General features: G+C 54.1%; 12 protein-coding genes, 4 tRNA genes and 1 rRNA gene. All 17 read right to left on the bottom strand.

Annotated features, from left to right (window positions below):
- Nucleotides 1-197 precede the first annotated feature (197 nt).
- The gene (gene rpoC / locus AC1MEA_RS09865) at nucleotides 198-4,397 is read right to left on the bottom strand and encodes a DNA-directed RNA polymerase subunit beta' (RefSeq protein WP_219062790.1); all 4,200 of its coding nucleotides are present in this window, start codon (nucleotides 4,395-4,397) and stop codon (nucleotides 198-200) included.
- Between the two features lie 64 nt (nucleotides 4,398-4,461).
- Complete coding sequence (gene rpoB, locus AC1MEA_RS09860; RefSeq protein WP_219062791.1) at nucleotides 4,462-8,535, bottom strand: DNA-directed RNA polymerase subunit beta; 4,074 nt, start codon at nucleotides 8,533-8,535, stop codon at nucleotides 4,462-4,464.
- Between the two features lie 221 nt (nucleotides 8,536-8,756).
- Complete coding sequence (rplL, locus tag AC1MEA_RS09855) at nucleotides 8,757-9,122, bottom strand: 50S ribosomal protein L7/L12 (RefSeq protein WP_219062792.1); 366 nt, start codon at nucleotides 9,120-9,122, stop codon at nucleotides 8,757-8,759.
- 77 nt (nucleotides 9,123-9,199) lie between these two features.
- A complete protein-coding gene (gene rplJ, locus AC1MEA_RS09850; protein WP_219062794.1) occupies nucleotides 9,200-9,700 on the bottom strand; it encodes a 50S ribosomal protein L10 in 501 nt (166 codons plus the stop codon).
- A 194-nt stretch (nucleotides 9,701-9,894) separates the two neighbouring features.
- The gene (rplA, locus tag AC1MEA_RS09845) at nucleotides 9,895-10,590 is read right to left on the bottom strand and encodes a 50S ribosomal protein L1 (protein WP_219062796.1); all 696 of its coding nucleotides are present in this window, start codon (nucleotides 10,588-10,590) and stop codon (nucleotides 9,895-9,897) included.
- Nucleotides 10,590-11,021: a 50S ribosomal protein L11 gene (rplK, locus tag AC1MEA_RS09840; RefSeq protein ID WP_219062797.1), complete on the bottom strand. Its 432-nt coding sequence runs from the start codon at nucleotides 11,019-11,021 to the stop codon at nucleotides 10,590-10,592. The genes rplA and rplK overlap by 1 nt, the downstream gene beginning before the upstream one ends.
- 117 nt (nucleotides 11,022-11,138) lie before the next feature.
- Nucleotides 11,139-11,672, bottom strand: coding sequence for a transcription termination/antitermination protein NusG (gene nusG, locus AC1MEA_RS09835; protein ID WP_219062798.1), 534 nt, complete (start codon nucleotides 11,670-11,672; stop codon nucleotides 11,139-11,141).
- Between the two features lie 9 nt (nucleotides 11,673-11,681).
- A complete protein-coding gene (gene secE, locus AC1MEA_RS09830; protein WP_219062800.1) occupies nucleotides 11,682-12,050 on the bottom strand; it encodes a preprotein translocase subunit SecE in 369 nt (122 codons plus the stop codon).
- Between the two features lie 47 nt (nucleotides 12,051-12,097).
- Nucleotides 12,098-12,173 (bottom strand) — tRNA-Trp (locus AC1MEA_RS09825).
- 54 nt (nucleotides 12,174-12,227) lie between these two features.
- Nucleotides 12,228-13,421, bottom strand: a complete 1,194-nt coding sequence (tuf, locus tag AC1MEA_RS09820) for an elongation factor Tu (RefSeq protein WP_219062801.1) — start codon at nucleotides 13,419-13,421, stop codon at nucleotides 12,228-12,230.
- 76 nt (nucleotides 13,422-13,497) lie between these two features.
- Nucleotides 13,498-13,573 (bottom strand) — tRNA-Thr (locus AC1MEA_RS09815).
- A 26-nt stretch (nucleotides 13,574-13,599) separates the two neighbouring features.
- Nucleotides 13,600-13,673 (bottom strand) — tRNA-Gly (locus AC1MEA_RS09810).
- A gap of 25 nt (nucleotides 13,674-13,698) precedes the next feature.
- Nucleotides 13,699-13,783, bottom strand: a tRNA-Tyr gene (locus AC1MEA_RS09805).
- Nucleotides 13,784-13,925: 142 nt separating this feature from the next.
- Nucleotides 13,926-14,366: a hypothetical protein gene (locus AC1MEA_RS09800; RefSeq protein WP_480917605.1), complete on the bottom strand. Its 441-nt coding sequence runs from the start codon at nucleotides 14,364-14,366 to the stop codon at nucleotides 13,926-13,928.
- Between the two features lie 7 nt (nucleotides 14,367-14,373).
- The gene (locus AC1MEA_RS09795) at nucleotides 14,374-15,123 is read right to left on the bottom strand and encodes a pantothenate kinase (RefSeq protein ID WP_480917603.1); all 750 of its coding nucleotides are present in this window, start codon (nucleotides 15,121-15,123) and stop codon (nucleotides 14,374-14,376) included.
- A complete protein-coding gene (gene birA, locus AC1MEA_RS09790; protein WP_480918121.1) occupies nucleotides 15,113-16,072 on the bottom strand; it encodes a bifunctional biotin--[acetyl-CoA-carboxylase] ligase/biotin operon repressor BirA in 960 nt (319 codons plus the stop codon). Before birA ends, AC1MEA_RS09795 begins: the two co-directional genes overlap by 11 nt.
- A gap of 131 nt (nucleotides 16,073-16,203) precedes the next feature.
- Nucleotides 16,204-16,319: ribosomal RNA gene (gene rrf / locus AC1MEA_RS09785) — 5S ribosomal RNA — on the bottom strand.
- Between the last annotated feature and the right edge of the window lie 81 nt (nucleotides 16,320-16,400).

The following is a 16,400-nucleotide window of genomic DNA, read 5'->3' as shown; positions in this document are numbered from 1 at the left end:
TAGCTCCACTGTTGTCTTGCGACGCTATTGTCTTACAAGAAAAGCAAAATGGCAGGACACGAGTCCCGCCAAATTTAGGGGTACAAGAGTCTAAAGAGGATCCTGCCCCCAGTCAAGACAAAGCCCCAACCTCCCCGACCATGAAGACAACAGCATAACGCTATTGTCTTTTGGCCGGGAGGGCCAGGGCTTCAATCTCAATTACCGCTTGAGTTCAACGCTTCGGTCAGTGCGGCTTCGACTTCACTGGCGCTAACACGCAACGGTTTGTCTGCTTCACGGCGACGTTTGCGCTCGCTGTGATAAGCCAGACCGGTACCGGCCGGGATCAAACGACCCACGACCACGTTTTCTTTCAGGCCGCGCAAGTAGTCGCGCTTGCCGGTTACAGCCGCTTCGGTCAGTACCCGCGTTGTCTCCTGGAAGGAGGCTGCGGAGATGAACGACTCGGTGGACAACGATGCCTTGGTAATACCCAGCAACACACGAGTGAACTTGGAAACGAATTTCTCGTCTGCACTCAGGCGCTCGTTCTCGACCAGAACATGCGTCAACTCCATCTGGTCGCCCTTGATGAAGGTTGAATCGCCAGACTCGGCGATCTCAACTTTACGCAGCATCTGACGAAGAATCGTTTCGATGTGCTTATCGTTGATCTTCACGCCTTGCAGACGGTAAACGTCCTGAATCTCGTTGACGATGTACTTGGCCAGCGCACTCACACCCAGCAGACGCAGGATATCGTGTGGATCGCTCGGGCCGTCGGAGATAACTTCACCGCGGTTCACTTGTTCGCCTTCGAAGACGTTCAGGTGACGCCACTTTGGAATCAGCTCTTCGTACAGGTCGCTGCCATCGTTCGGGGTAATGACCAGACGGCGCTTGCCTTTGGTCTCTTTACCGAACGCGATGGTGCCGCTGACTTCAGCCAGAATGGAGGCTTCTTTCGGACGACGCGCTTCGAACAAGTCGGCAACACGCGGCAGACCACCGGTGATGTCACGGGTCTTCGAAGTCTCTTGCGGGATACGGGCGATAACATCACCGATCGCAACCTGCACACCATCCGCAACACCGACGAGGGCGTTGGCCGGCAAGAAGTATTGAGCCGGTACGTCTGTACCTGGCAGCAACAGATCCTTGCCGTCCACACCCACCATCTTAACGGCAGGACGGATGTCTTTACCGGCTGCAGGACGGTCTTTGGCGTCGAGTACTTCGATGTTGGTCATACCGGTCAATTCGTCTGTCTGACGCTTGATCGTGATGCCTTCTTCCATGCCCACGTAGGTCACGGTACCTTTCATCTCGGTGACGATTGGGTGAGTGTGCGGATCCCACTTGGCCACGATTGCGCCAGCGTCGACCTTGTCGCCTTCCTTCACCGAAATCACAGCACCGTACGGCAGCTTGTAACGCTCACGCTCACGACCGTAGTCATCAGCGATAGCCAGCTCACCGGAACGAGACACTGCCACCAGGCAACCATCAACTCGCTCAACGTGTTTCAGGTTGTGCAGGCGGACAGTACCGCCATTCTTCACCTGAACGCTGTCAGCAGCAGAGGTCCGGCTTGCAGCACCACCGATGTGGAACGTACGCATGGTCAGCTGAGTACCCGGCTCACCGATCGACTGTGCAGCGATTACGCCGACAGCTTCACCGATGTTCACCTGATGCCCGCGAGCCAGGTCACGACCGTAGCACTTGGCGCAGATACCGAAACGGGTTTCGCAGCTGATTGGCGAACGTACGATCACTTCGTCGATGCTGTTCAGCTCGATGAACTCAACCCACTTCTCGTCAACCAGGGTGCCGGCAGGAACGATGACATCATCAGTACCCGGCTTGAACACGTCACGAGCGATAACTCGACCCAGTACGCGCTCACCCAATGGCTCAACAACGTCGCCGCCTTCAATGTGCGGCGTCATCAGCAGACCGTGCTCGGTACCGCAGTCGACTTCTGTAACCACCAGATCCTGAGCCACGTCTACCAGACGACGCGTCAGATAACCGGAGTTCGCAGTTTTCAACGCGGTATCCGCCAAACCTTTACGAGCACCGTGAGTGGAGATGAAGTACTGAAGTACGCTCAAACCTTCACGGAAGTTCGCAGTGATTGGCGTTTCGATGATCGAGCCATCCGGCTTGGCCATCAAACCACGCATACCTGCGAGCTGACGAATCTGTGCAGCAGAACCCCGTGCGCCGGAGTCAGCCATCATGTACATCGAGTTGAAGGATTCCTGATCAACTTCGACGCCATGACGGTCGATGACCTTCTCTTTCGAGAGGTTCGACATCATCGCCTTGGAGACTTCGTCGTTGGCCTTGGACCAGAGGTCGATCACCTTGTTGTACTTCTCGCCCTGGGTTACCAGGCCTGAGGCGTACTGACTTTCGATCTCTTTAACTTCTTCGGTCGCGGCGTCGATGATGCGAGCTTTTTCATCAGGGATAACGAAGTCGTTAACACCAATGGAAACACCCGAAATAGTCGAGTAGGCAAAACCGGTGTACATCAATTGGTCAGCGAAAATAACGGTCTCTTTCAAACCAACCACGCGGTAGCACTGGTTGATCAGTTTGGAGATCGCTTTTTTCTTCATCGGCTGGTTGACCACGTCGTACGACAGGCCGGCCGGAACCACCTGGAACAACAGCGCACGGCCGACGGTTGTGTCGACGATACGGGTGTTCTTGACGCTGCCACCATCACGATCGTTGACGGTTTCGTGGATGCGGACTTTGACTTTGGCATGCAGCGCGGCTTCGCCGGCACGGAATACACGGTCAACTTCCTGCAGATCCGCGAACACACGACCTTCGCCCTTGGCGTTGATCGCTTCACGCGTCATGTAGTACAGACCCAATACAACGTCCTGCGACGGAACGATGATTGGCTCACCGTTGGCTGGCGACAGGATGTTGTTGGTCGACATCATCAGCGCACGCGCTTCGAGCTGGGCTTCCAGCGTCAGCGGTACGTGAACGGCCATTTGGTCGCCGTCGAAGTCGGCGTTGTACGCAGCGCAGACCAGCGGGTGAAGCTGGATAGCTTTACCTTCGATCAGAACCGGTTCAAACGCCTGGATACCCAGACGGTGAAGGGTCGGTGCACGGTTGAGGAGGACCGGGTGTTCGCGAATAACTTCAGCGAGAACGTCCCAAACCTCTGGCAACTCGCGCTCAACCATTTTCTTCGCGGCTTTGATGGTGGTGGCGAGGCCACGCATTTCCAACTTGCCGAAAATGAACGGTTTGAACAGCTCGAGAGCCATTTTCTTCGGCAGTCCGCACTGGTGCAGACGCAGAGCCGGGCCTACGGTAATTACCGAACGACCCGAGTAGTCAACACGCTTACCGAGCAAGTTCTGACGGAAACGACCTTGCTTACCCTTGATCATGTCAGCCAGGGACTTCAGAGGACGCTTGTTCGAACCCGTGATGGCACGGCCACGACGGCCGTTGTCGAGCAAGGCATCGACCGCTTCCTGCAACATACGCTTTTCGTTGCGCACGATGATGTCCGGAGCGGACAGATCAAGCAGGCGCTTCAAACGGTTGTTACGGTTGATCACTCGACGATACAGATCGTTGAGGTCAGACGTCGCAAAACGACCACCGTCAAGCGGAACCAACGGACGCAGATCTGGCGGCAGAACTGGCAGAACAGTCAGCACCATCCACTCAGGAAGGTTGCCGGAACCCTGGAAGGCTTCCATCAACTTCAAGCGCTTGGACAGCTTCTTGATTTTGGTTTCGGAGTTGGTTTGCGGAATTTCTTCGCGCAGACGGCCAATCTCGTGTTCCAGGTCGATAGCGTGCAGCAGTTCGCGGACAGCTTCAGCACCCATACGGGCGTCGAAGTCATCGCCGAACTCTTCGAGCGCTTCAAAGTACTGCTCGTCGTTGAGCAGCTGACCCTTTTCAAGGGTGGTCATGCCTGGATCGATAACGACATAGCTCTCGAAATAGAGAACGCGTTCGATATCACGCAGGGTCATGTCCATCAGCAAGCCGATACGGGACGGCAGTGACTTCAGGAACCAGATGTGGGCAACTGGCGAGGCCAGTTCGATGTGAGCCATACGCTCGCGACGAACTTTTGCCAGCGCGACTTCTACGCCGCACTTCTCGCAGATCACACCACGATGCTTCAAGCGCTTGTACTTACCGCACAGGCACTCGTAATCCTTTACCGGGCCAAAGATCTTGGCGCAGAACAGGCCGTCACGCTCAGGTTTGAACGTACGGTAGTTGATGGTTTCCGGCTTTTTAACTTCACCGAACGACCACGAACGGATCATCTCAGGCGATGCCAATCCAATACGGATGGCGTCGAACTCTTCGACTTGACCCTGGTTTTTCAGCAAATTCAGTAGGTCTTTCAAGGCCTTTCCTCCTGGCGGAGCAGGGAGCAGGCAATACAGCCCTGCTCCCAATTCGCGTCACGTGTTATTCGGTTTCCAGATCGATATCGATACCGAGCGAACGAATTTCTTTGATCAACACGTTGAAGGACTCGGGCATGCCCGGCTCCATACGGTGATCGCCGTCCACGATGTTTTTGTACATCTTGGTCCGACCGTTCACATCGTCCGACTTCACTGTGAGCATTTCTTGCAGAGTGTAAGCCGCGCCGTATGCTTCCAGCGCCCACACTTCCATCTCCCCGAAACGCTGACCACCGAACTGTGCCTTACCACCCAGCGGCTGCTGGGTAACCAGGCTGTAAGAACCAGTGGAACGCGCGTGCATCTTGTCGTCCACCAAGTGGTTCAGCTTCAGCATGTACATGTAGCCAACGGTTACCGGGCGCTCGAATTTGTTGCCGGTACGACCGTCGAACAGCTGCATCTGGCCGCTTTCTGGCATATCAGCCAGTTTAAGCATTGCCTTGATTTCGCTTTCCTTGGCACCGTCGAACACCGGAGTTGCCATTGGCACGCCGTTACGAAGGTTCTTCGCGAGATCCAGGATTTCCTTGTCGGTGAAGTCTTCCAGGTTTTCCTGGCGACCGCCGATTTCGTTGTAGATCTCGTTGAGGAACTTGCGCAAGTCTGCGACTTTACGCTGCTCTTCAAGCATACGGTTGATCTTCTCACCCAAGCCCTTGGCAGCAAGGCCCAGGTGGGTTTCGAGGATCTGACCGACGTTCATACGCGAAGGTACGCCCAGCGGGTTGAGGACGATATCGACCGGCGTGCCATTGGCATCGTGCGGCATGTCTTCAACCGGCATGATCACGGAGACCACACCTTTGTTACCGTGACGACCAGCCATCTTGTCACCCGGCTGGATGCGACGACGGATTGCCAGGTAAACCTTGACGATCTTCAGAACGCCAGGTGCCAGGTCATCGCCCTGTTGCAGCTTGCGTTTCTTGTCTTCGAACTTGTCGTCCAGAAGGCGGCGACGATCAACGATGTAAGCCTGAGCTTTCTCGAGCTGCTCGTTCAGAGCATCTTCAACCATGCGCAGTTTGAACCACTGACCATGCTCAAGACCGTCGAGAATTTCGTCGGTGATGTCCTGACCTTTCTTCAGACCTGCGCCGCCTTCAGCCGTACGGCCTACCAAAGCGGAACGCAGACGTTCGAACGTAGCGCCTTCGACGATACGGAACTCTTCGTTCAAGTCCTTACGGATTTCGTCGAGCTGGATCTTCTCGATGGACAGAGCACGAGCATCACGCTCAACACCGTCACGAGTGAAGACCTGAACGTCGATGACAGTGCCCTTGGTACCTGTAGGTACGCGCAGGGAAGTGTCCTTAACGTCGCTCGCTTTCTCACCGAAGATCGCACGCAACAGTTTTTCTTCTGGTGTCAGCTGGGTCTCGCCTTTCGGAGTGACTTTACCGACCAGAATGTCGCCAGCGCCGACTTCAGCACCGACATAAACGATACCGGCTTCATCAAGCTTGTTCAGTGCAGCTTCACCCACGTTCGGGATGTCTGCAGTGATCTCTTCAGGCCCAAGCTTGGTGTCACGAGCCACACAGGTCAGTTCCTGAATGTGGATCGTGGTGAAACGGTCTTCTTGAACAACACGCTCGGAAAGGAGGATGGAGTCTTCGAAGTTGTAGCCGTTCCACGCCATGAATGCGATGCGCATGTTCTGACCCAGCGCCAGCTCACCCATATCGGTGGACGGACCGTCAGCCATGATGTCGCTGCGCTCAACCCGATCACCCTTGCTCACCAGCGGACGCTGGTTGATGCAGGTGTTCTGGTTGGAGCGGGTGTATTTGGTCAGGTTGTAGATGTCTACACCGGCTTCACCGGTTTCAACTTCATCATCAGCAACACGAACCACGATACGGCTGGCATCAACCGAGTCGATCACGCCGCCACGACGAGCCACGACGCAAACGCCGGAGTCACGGGCTACGTTACGCTCCATCCCGGTGCCGACCAGCGGCTTGTCGGAACGCAGGGTCGGTACCGCCTGACGCTGCATGTTCGAACCCATCAACGCACGGTTGGCGTCGTCGTGCTCGAGGAACGGGATCAGCGAGGCCGCTACCGAAACTACCTGCTTCGGCGAAACGTCCATCAGCGTCACGTCTTCAGGCGCCTTGACGGTGAATTCGTTGAGGTGACGTACCGCAACCAATTCGTCGATCAGGTGACCGGAGTCGTTCATCGTGGCCGAAGCCTGAGCGATAACGTGATCCGCTTCTTCGATAGCCGAGAGGAACACGATCTCGTTAGTCACCAGTGCGTCTTTAACCACACGGTACGGGCTTTCGAGGAAGCCGTACTGGTTGGTACGCGCATAGGCGGCCAAGGAGTTGATCAGACCGATGTTCGGACCTTCCGGCGTTTCAATCGGGCATACGCGACCATAGTGAGTCGGGTGTACGTCACGAACTTCGAAGCCGGCACGTTCACGAGTCAAACCACCAGGGCCGAGTGCAGAGACACGACGTTTGTGGGTGATCTCGGACAGCGGGTTGTTCTGGTCCATGAACTGCGAAAGCTGGCTGGAACCGAAGAACTCTTTGACCGCGGCCGCGACTGGCTTGGCGTTGATCAGGTCTTGAGGCATCAGACCTTCGCTTTCCGCCATCGACAGACGCTCTTTGACCGCACGCTCTACACGTACCAGGCCAACGCGGAACTGGTTTTCGGCCATTTCGCCAACACAACGAACACGACGGTTACCCAAGTGGTCGATGTCGTCGACGATGCCTTTACCGTTACGGATATCAACCAGCGTCTTCAGGACGGCAACGATATCTTCTTTGCACAACACACCCGAACCTTCGATCTCGGTACGACCGATACGACGGTTGAACTTCATCCGGCCGACCGCAGACAGGTCATAGCGCTCAGGGCTGAAGAACAGGTTGTTGAACAGCGTTTCGGCTGCATCTTTGGTCGGTGGCTCACCAGGACGCATCATGCGATAGATCTCGACCAGCGCTTCCAATTGGTTGCTGGTGGAGTCGATCTTCAGCGTGTCAGAGACAAACGGACCGCAATCGATATCGTTGGTGTACAACGTTTCGACACGGACAACCTGAGCCTTGGCGATTTTTGCCAGAATCTCGGTGTTCAGCTCTGTATTGCATTCGGCAATGATTTCACCGGTAGCTGGATGCACGATGATCTTGGCGGTAGTGCGACCCAGGACATAGTCCAGAGGCACTTCCAGCTCTTTGATCCCGGCTTTTTCCATCTGGTTTACATGGCGAGCGGTAATCCGACGGCCTTGCTCGACAATGACTTTGCCTTTGTCGTCAAGGATATCAATAGCCGCAATTTCGCCACGAAGACGCTGAGGAATCAGCTCCAGATTCAGGTTTTCACCCTGCACATGGAAAATGTTGGTGGTATAGAACGCATCGAGCACTTGCTCAGTCGTATAGCCGAGCGCGCGCAACAATACGGACGCAGGCAGCTTACGACGACGGTCGATACGAACAAACACGCAGTCTTTCGGGTCGAACTCGAAGTCCAGCCACGAGCCGCGGTACGGAATGATACGCGCGGAATAAAGCAGCTTACCGGAGCTGTGCGTCTTGCCGCGGTCGTGGTCGAAGAACACGCCCGGGGAACGGTGCAACTGGGAAACGATTACGCGCTCGGTACCGTTGATTACGAAGGTACCGTTCTCAGTCATCAGGGGAATTTCACCCATGTAGACTTCTTGCTCTTTGATGTCCTTGATCGCTTTGTTCGACGATTCTTTGTCGAAAATGATCAAACGGACCTTGACCCGCAAAGGCACAGCGTAAGTCACACCGCGCAGCACGCACTCTTTGACATCAAATGCCGGTTCGCCCAAGCGATAACCCACATACTCCAGCGCAGCATTGCCGGAGTAGCTGATGATCGGGAAAACGGATTTGAAGGCTGCATGCAGACCGACGTCGCGGAACTGATCTTTGGTAGCTCCCGCTTGCAGGAATTCGCGATACGAATCCAGCTGGATGGCCAGGAGATACGGCACATCCATTACGTCCGGCAACTTGCTAAAGTCCTTGCGGATACGTTTTTTCTCAGTATATGAGTAAGCCATCAGCGTTCCCCAGCTTGGTCACCTGCTTGTTTGGCTTCTCCCGACGGGAGCAGCCAGAAAATCGTGCAAACCCCTTGGTTTGCACCACCCGCATCGGGTGGCTCTTACACGTTACAGATGCTGACCAGGCCAGCCATCTATAACGGAAAAAGGCCGGTGGCAAGAGCCACCAGCCATCAGCCTTTCGCTTAACGCTTGGGCTGGATACGCAAAGTCGATGCTTATTTCAGCTCGACTTTAGCGCCTGCTTCTTCCAGAACAGCTTTGGCTTTGTCAGCAGCATCTTTCGATACAGCTTCCAGAACGATGCCAGGAGCGCCGTCAACTACAGCTTTGGCTTCTTTCAAGCCCAGGCCAGTCAGTTCACGTACAGCCTTGATCACGTTAACTTTTTTCTCGCCAGTTTCGGTCAACATAACGTTGAATTCAGTCTGTTCTTCAACAACAGCAGCAGCAGCAGCTGGGCCGGCCGAAGCAGCGGCAGCAGAAACGCCGAATTTTTCTTCGAAAGCTTTGATCAGCTCAACAACCTGCAGAACGGACATTTCAGCTACGGCGTTGAGGATATCGTCTTGAGAGATAGACATGACTCTAATTCCTGATTTGGGGACGGCCTACGCGGCCATCGAAATAAACAAAAATACGCGAGAAGAAGTGCTCAGCCTTAAGCTGCGGCAGCTTCTTTTTGTTCGCGAACAGCCGCCAGAGTACGAGCCAACTTGCTGGTAGCGCCTTGAATCACGCTCATCAGCTGAGAAATAGCTTCGTTACGGGTCGGCAGAGTTGCCAGTACGTCGATCTGATTAGCTGCGAGGAACTTGCCCTCGAACGCAGCTGCCTTGATCTCGAACTTATCCTGACCTTTGGCGAATTCCTTGAACAAACGGGCAGCAGCGCCAGGATGTTCGTTGGAGAACGCAACCAAGGTCGGGCCTGTGAACACGTCGTTGAGCACGTCATATTGAGTGCCTGCAACGGCGCGTCGCAGCAAGGTGTTACGTACAACACGTACGTACACGCCTGCTTCACGGGCCTCTTTACGGAGTCCGGTCATAGCGCTTACTGTCACACCGCGGGCATCAGCCACGACAGCGGACAGAGCTACTTTGGCAGCCTCGTTGACTTCAGCGACGATGGCCTTCTTGTCTTCGAGTTTAATTGCCACGGGTTAACTCCTGCTTGTTACCGTTTCATCCAACCGAGGTCGGATGTCGTTTTGGTGTCTGATTCGGTAAGGAACCGGGAGCACCATCTGCGTAGGCTTGAGGTTTAAGACTTTCGCCGCCTACGGTCTTGGATAGCCCCCGCCAGGCAGGGACCCCAATCTTTCATAGGTGCAGTCGCCTGCACCCATTTGTCTTACGCGTCCAGCGAGCCTTGGTCGATGACCAGACCTGGGCCCATAGTGGTGCTCAGGGTAACGCGCTTGACATAAATACCTTTCGAAGAAGCTGGCTTGATACGCTTCAAATCAGCGATCAGCGCTTCAACGTTTTCCTTCAACTTGACAGCGTCGAAACCGACTTTGCCAACGGAAGTGTGGATGATGCCGTTTTTGTCGGTGCGATAACGAACCTGACCAGCCTTGGCGTTTTTAACCGCTGTGGCTACGTCTGGCGTCACGGTGCCGACTTTAGGGTTAGGCATCAGGCCACGTGGGCCGAGGATCTGACCCAACTGACCAACAACACGCATCGCGTCCGGGGAGGCGATAACAACGTCGAAGTTCAGGTTGCCGGCTTTCATTTCGGCGGCCAGGTCGTCCATACCAACGCGATCAGCGCCAGCAGCCAGAGCAGCTTCAGCAGCAGGGCCCTGAGTGAACACAGCAACGCGAACAGTTTTGCCAGTGCCGTGCGGAAGCACGGTTGCACTGCGAACAACCTGATCGGATTTACGCGGGTCAACACCAAGGTTAACCGCAACGTCAACAGATTCGCTGAACTTGACCGTCGACAGCTCGGTCAAGAGAGCAGCTGCGTCTGCGAAGTTATAAGCTTTGCCCGGCTCGATTTTAGCCGCGATAGCTTTTTGGCGCTTAGTCAACTTAGCCATTACACACCCTCCACGTTAAGGCCCATGCTACGAGCAGAGCCAGCGATGGTACGCACAGCGGCGTCCATATCACTTGCTGTCAGATCCGCGTTTTTGGTTTTCGCGATTTCTTCCAGCTGAGCACGGGTCACGGTGCCAACCTTAACGGTGTTCGGACGAGCTGAACCGCTAGTCAGACCAGCAGCTTTCTTCAGCAGAACCGAAGCAGGTGTGGATTTGGTTTCGAAAGTGAAGCTACGGTCGCTGTAGACAGTGATGATCACTGGAGTCGGCAGACCTGCTTCAAGACCCTGAGTACGGGCGTTGAAAGCCTTGCAGAATTCCATGATGTTCACGCCATGCTGACCCAGTGCAGGACCAACAGGTGGGCTTGGGTTAGCCTGAGCGGCCTTCACTTGCAGCTTGATGTAAGCGGTAATTTTCTTGGCCATGAGGCACTCCAATTACGGGTTCAGACGCCTTAAAAGGCTCCCCGGTTACTTGCGCGTTTATCCCAGTGACGACAAAACCCCACAGCCTAAGGCTGCGGGGTTGGGATTTTCGTTCAGCTATGCCTTTTCGACCTGGCTGAACTCTAACTCTACCGGAGTAGAGCGACCGAAAATAAGCACAGCGACTTGGATCCGGCTTTTTTCGTAGTTAACTTCTTCAACCGTGCCGTTAAAATCAGCGAACGGACCATCGGTGACACGAACAACTTCACCTGGCTCGAACAGTGTTTTTGGCTTCGGCTTGTCGCTACCATCAGCGACACGACGCAGAATCGCTTCTGCCTCTTTATCAGTGATCGGTGCTGGCTTATCAGCGGTACCGCCGATGAAACCCATCACACGAGGAGTGTCCTTGACCAAGTGCCAAGTACCCTCATTCATATCCATCTGTACCAGCACATAGCCTGGAAAGAATTTGCGCTCGCTTTTGCGTTTCTGGCCATTACGCATTTCAACCACTTCTTCAGTGGGAACCAGAATTTCGCCGAAGCCTTCTTCCATGCCAGCCAGCTTCACACGCTCAAGCAGAGAGCGCATGACATGCTTCTCATAACCGGAGTAAGCATGCACTACGTACCAACGCTTAGCCACGGGACACCCTTAGCCGACAATCAAAGAAACAAGCCAACCGAGCAGGGAATCTAAACCCCACAACAGCAGCGCCATAACCAACACAACAGCCACAACAATCAATGTGGTCTGCGTAGTTTCTTGGCGAGTAGGCCAAACGACTTTACGAATCTCGGTACGAGCTTCCTTTGCCAACACGAAGAAAGCTTTACCTTTTCCTGTCTGCAAACCAACAAACGCAGCAGCAGCAGCAATAGCAAGCAATACAAGCACGCGGTACAGGATCGGTTCCGCTGAGTAGTACTGATTGCCGACAACACCTACGACCACCAAAACGGCTACCAGGAGCCATTTAAGCAGGTCAAAGCGAGAGTCTTGGGCTTCAGCCTTGGGAGTCATCTACGAGGATCCTGTGAAAAGAAAGCCAGATTAACACCGAGTGAATCTGGCAGGTCAGGAGGGAATCGAACCCCCAACCTACGGTTTTGGAGACCGTCGCTCTGCCAATTGAGCTACTGACCTAAAAGCAAAATTAGGCCGACCATTATGCCGGCCCAACAAGAGTTTTTCAACAACTTACTCGATGATTTTAGCTACGACACCCGCGCCGACGGTACGACCGCCCTCACGAATAGCGAAACGAAGACCATCTTCCATCGCAATCGGTTGAATCAGGGTGACAACCATTTTCACGTTGTCACCTGGCATTACCATCTCAATGCCCTCTGGCAATTCACAGTTACCGGTCACATCCGTTGTACGGAAGTAAAACTGCGGACGGTAACCTTTGAAGAATGGCGTATGACGACCACCCTCTTCCTTGCTCAGAATATACACTTCGCCTTCGAACCTGGTGTGCGGCTTGACAGAGCCCGGCTTGGCCAGAACCTGACCTCGCTGAACATCATCACGCTTTGTGCCGCGCAACAGTACTCCGACGTTCTCGCCCGCACGACCTTCATCGAGCAGCTTCCGAAACATTTCAACACCCGTACACGTCGTCTTTATGGTGGGAACGATACCGATAATCTCGATCTCTTCCTGCACCCTGACGATGCCACGCTCAACCCGACCCGTTACTACCGTACCGCGACCTGAGATCGAAAAAACATCTTCGATCGGCATCAGGAATGGCTTGTCGATTGCACGCTCAGGCTCTGGAATATAACTGTCCAGAGTATCAACCAATTTACGGACGGCAGTTGTGCCCATTCCGCCTTCATCCTGACCATTCAACGCCATCAAGGCGGAACCAATCACGATCGGGGTTTCATCACCCGGAAAACCGTACGCACTCAGCAGATCACGAACTTCCATTTCGACCAGTTCAAGCAACTCTTGATCGTCGACCATGTCAGCCTTATTCAGGAAGACAACGATGTATGGAACCCCAACCTGACGAGACAGCAAAATGTGTTCACGAGTCTGCGGCATAGGACCATCAGCTGCAGAGCACACCAAGATCGCGCCATCCATCTGTGCAGCACCGGTAATCATGTTTTTCACATAATCAGCGTGACCTGGACAGTCGACGTGAGCGTAGTGACGGATCGCAGAATCATATTCAACGTGCGACGTGTTAATTGTAATGCCGCGCGCTCTTTCTTCAGGAGCATTGTCGATTTGAGAGAAGTCGCGAGCAGAACCACCGAATGCTTCAGCGCATACTTTGGTCAGAGCTGCAGTCAAGGTCGTTTTTCCATGATCAACGTGACCAATGGTACCAACGTTCAAGTGCGGCTTCTTGCGTTCGAACTTTTCTTTAGCCATCGACACCATCTCCAATAGAAGAATGAATCTTGACCGCTTAAAACAAAGGCAGATATTTTCATATCTGCCCTGGTAATGGAGCTCTTGAGCAGATTCGAACTGCTGACCTCACCCTTACCAAGGGTGTGCTCTACCAACTGAGCTACAAGAGCGAAACACATTGCACTAACAGCAAACTTGGAGCGGGTAGCGGGAATCGAACCCGCATCATCAGCTTGGAAGGCTGAGGTTCTACCGCTAAACTATACCCGCGGCGCTTGCTGCTAACGCTTAAATTTGGTGGAGGGGGAAGGATTCGAACCTTCGAAGTCGTAGACGTCAGATTTACAGTCTGATCCCTTTGGCCGCTCGGGAACCCCTCCTGAACGAGGCAGCATTTTCAACTCATGCTGCCCTTCTGTCAACTATTTTCTCATTAAAAACCTGAGGTTACATTCGCTGACAACAACTCTACAGGTGACGCGATTAACGCCACGCTGCGAAGCGGGCGCCATTCTATGCAAACTAATCCGCAGTTGCAATGCCTTCACAAGGCATTATTTTGTTTTTTAGCTGCGAGAAGTCCTGAGTGAGCTCACGAATCAGGCCTTCATCCACAAGCCGCCGACTCGAAGGGGCAACCTTCAACCAATAAGCAGCTGTAGAACCCGCACCCAGAGGCTGAAACTGCGCCTGTATATCGAGGCTCGTTAACCGCTGCTCAACCAGGCGCGCATCCTCCTGCCGAACAAAACCACCCAGATACAGGCACTTCTCCTCCCCCTCACGGGGAGCCGAAGGGTTTTCCCGCACCGCATCAGACTCACTCAGCAGATGAATATCTTGCTGCGAACCTCGATACAACGATAGGGAAATAACTTCCTTGGCCCGCAGAGGGGCTTCCTGCTGATGCCATATGTAATAGAAAGAATTGAGCATCAACAGCAAAAGAAATAGCCAACGCATAGCAACCTCAAGGCAATGGACAGGCCAGGGCCAGCCCCACGAAAACCAGATCAGGCATCATTCGCGCGTCCGGCAAAATCTCCCCAACCAAATCCGCGTCGCCGCCCGTAACAAAAACGGTGAAATCGTCCTTCCAATGGTCGCGAGCCATACTCAATTGAGTAAGTACAAAACCTCGCACCATCAACGAACACCCACGCTCCACCGCCTCAGCTGTCGAACGCCCCGGGGCGAAGCTGATCAGTGCGCGCTCTGCGGCAGCATCGTCGTAGCGTATCCGTCGTGTATGTGTACGCAGCTGATTGCGCATCAAGGGCATACCTGGACAGATAAAACCTCCCAGGTGTTGCCCATCGGGCGCAACAAAATCTGACGTGATAGCAGTGCCCAGATCCAGTACCAAGCACGCGCCACGCGCCAGATGATACGCACCCACGATGGCAAGCCACCGATCCAGACCTAAAAGCTCATATTCGTCATAACCATTTGTTACACCAGCCATGTGCCTTGCAGGAGCTGCATACATGACATCTATCGAAAAGGCCTTGACCAGAACAGCGACCAACTGGGCAGTTTCCTCGTTGCTACGCACGCTTACCAATCTACAGCGAGCCAAACGCAGACCAGGTACCTGATGAAGAGCCTGTAGCAGCGCCTCATCACAATCGACAATACCTCCCACGACTACCGACAGAGCATCCTCGTGGGCTACCCGCCATTTGATGAAGCTATTACCGCAATCAAGCTCAAGAATCATCACGCAGCCTCAAACTAAGCTCGCCACCACTAAAAATTTTCTCCTCCGCACCCACCTTCAGGCGCAGCGCACCTTGCGCATCAACCCCCAAAACGACACCTTCAACGCTACTGGCTCCCGCAAGTAGCGTCACGGCTCGCCCTTGCCACAAGTGACCCCGCTCCCACTCAGCCTGAAAAGCGGAGAATCCACTTTGCTGATGAATACTTAAATAGCGCTCAAGTGTGCGATTCAGTCGTGCGATCAAGTCATTACGATCTGACAAGACGCCGGTTTCAAGTCGAACAGAAGTCCAAAGCTGGTCGACTTCGGACGCCGCCTGCATATTCACGTTGATGCCTATACCTATTACAACGTGACAGACATCAGCAGGATCTCCCACCAACTCTAATAGAACGCCGGCAATCTTGCGCTGCCCGACCAGGATGTCGTTCGGCCATTTCAGGCCGGCATTCTCGACACCTACTCCACGGAGGGTCTGCATCACTGCCAGCCCCACAAGCAGGCTCAAGCCTTCAAGCTGGCGCATACCGCCCTCAACCCTCAAGACCAGGCTGTAGTAGATACTCTCCGCAAATGGACTTACCCATTTACGCCCGCGCCGCCCTCTGCCGGCAGTTTGCCGCTCAGCGAGTACAAGCACAGGCATCTCATCGCCGCGCTCAATTGCGCGCAGAGCCTCTGCATTGGTTGAGTCGATTGAGTCGAAGGTCAGGATTGGCCACGCAGGAGAAGAGCCCGCGATTGAGATTTCATCCCGGTCCAGTAGAGATATCGGATCGGCCAGGCGGTAGCCTCGACCTCTTACTTTATGGATCTCAAGACTCAACTCCGCTTCGAGCTGCTGCAGCTGCTTCCATACAGCACTACGACTGACTCCAAGAGCATGGCCCAGGGCTTGCCCCGAATGAAAATTGCCATCCTTGAGAAGCTTCAATAACGTCAGCATGCGGATATCGCCTAACAATGAGGCACGCATAATAGCCACCCGGCCCGCTAATGCCTAGAAACGAAAAATGTTTATCAAGCGCATAAACAAAACCCCTGTCTGCATAAGCAGACAGGGGTTTCGGAATTTAATCTTGACGATGACCTACTCTCACATGGGGAAACCCCACACTACCATCGGCGATGCATCGTTTCACTGCTGAGTTCGGGATGGGATCAGGTGGTTCCAATGCTCTATGGTCGTCAAGAAATTCGGTAGCTAGACCGTTACTTACGTAACGTGCCAGCGAATGGGGATGTGATAGATTTGTGGGTGTTGCCAATTTTCG

Source organism: Pseudomonas sp. ASL8, assembly GCF_056680355.1.
Note: the sequence above shows the minus strand (reverse complement) of the source record. Positions and strands in the feature narration are given on the sequence as shown.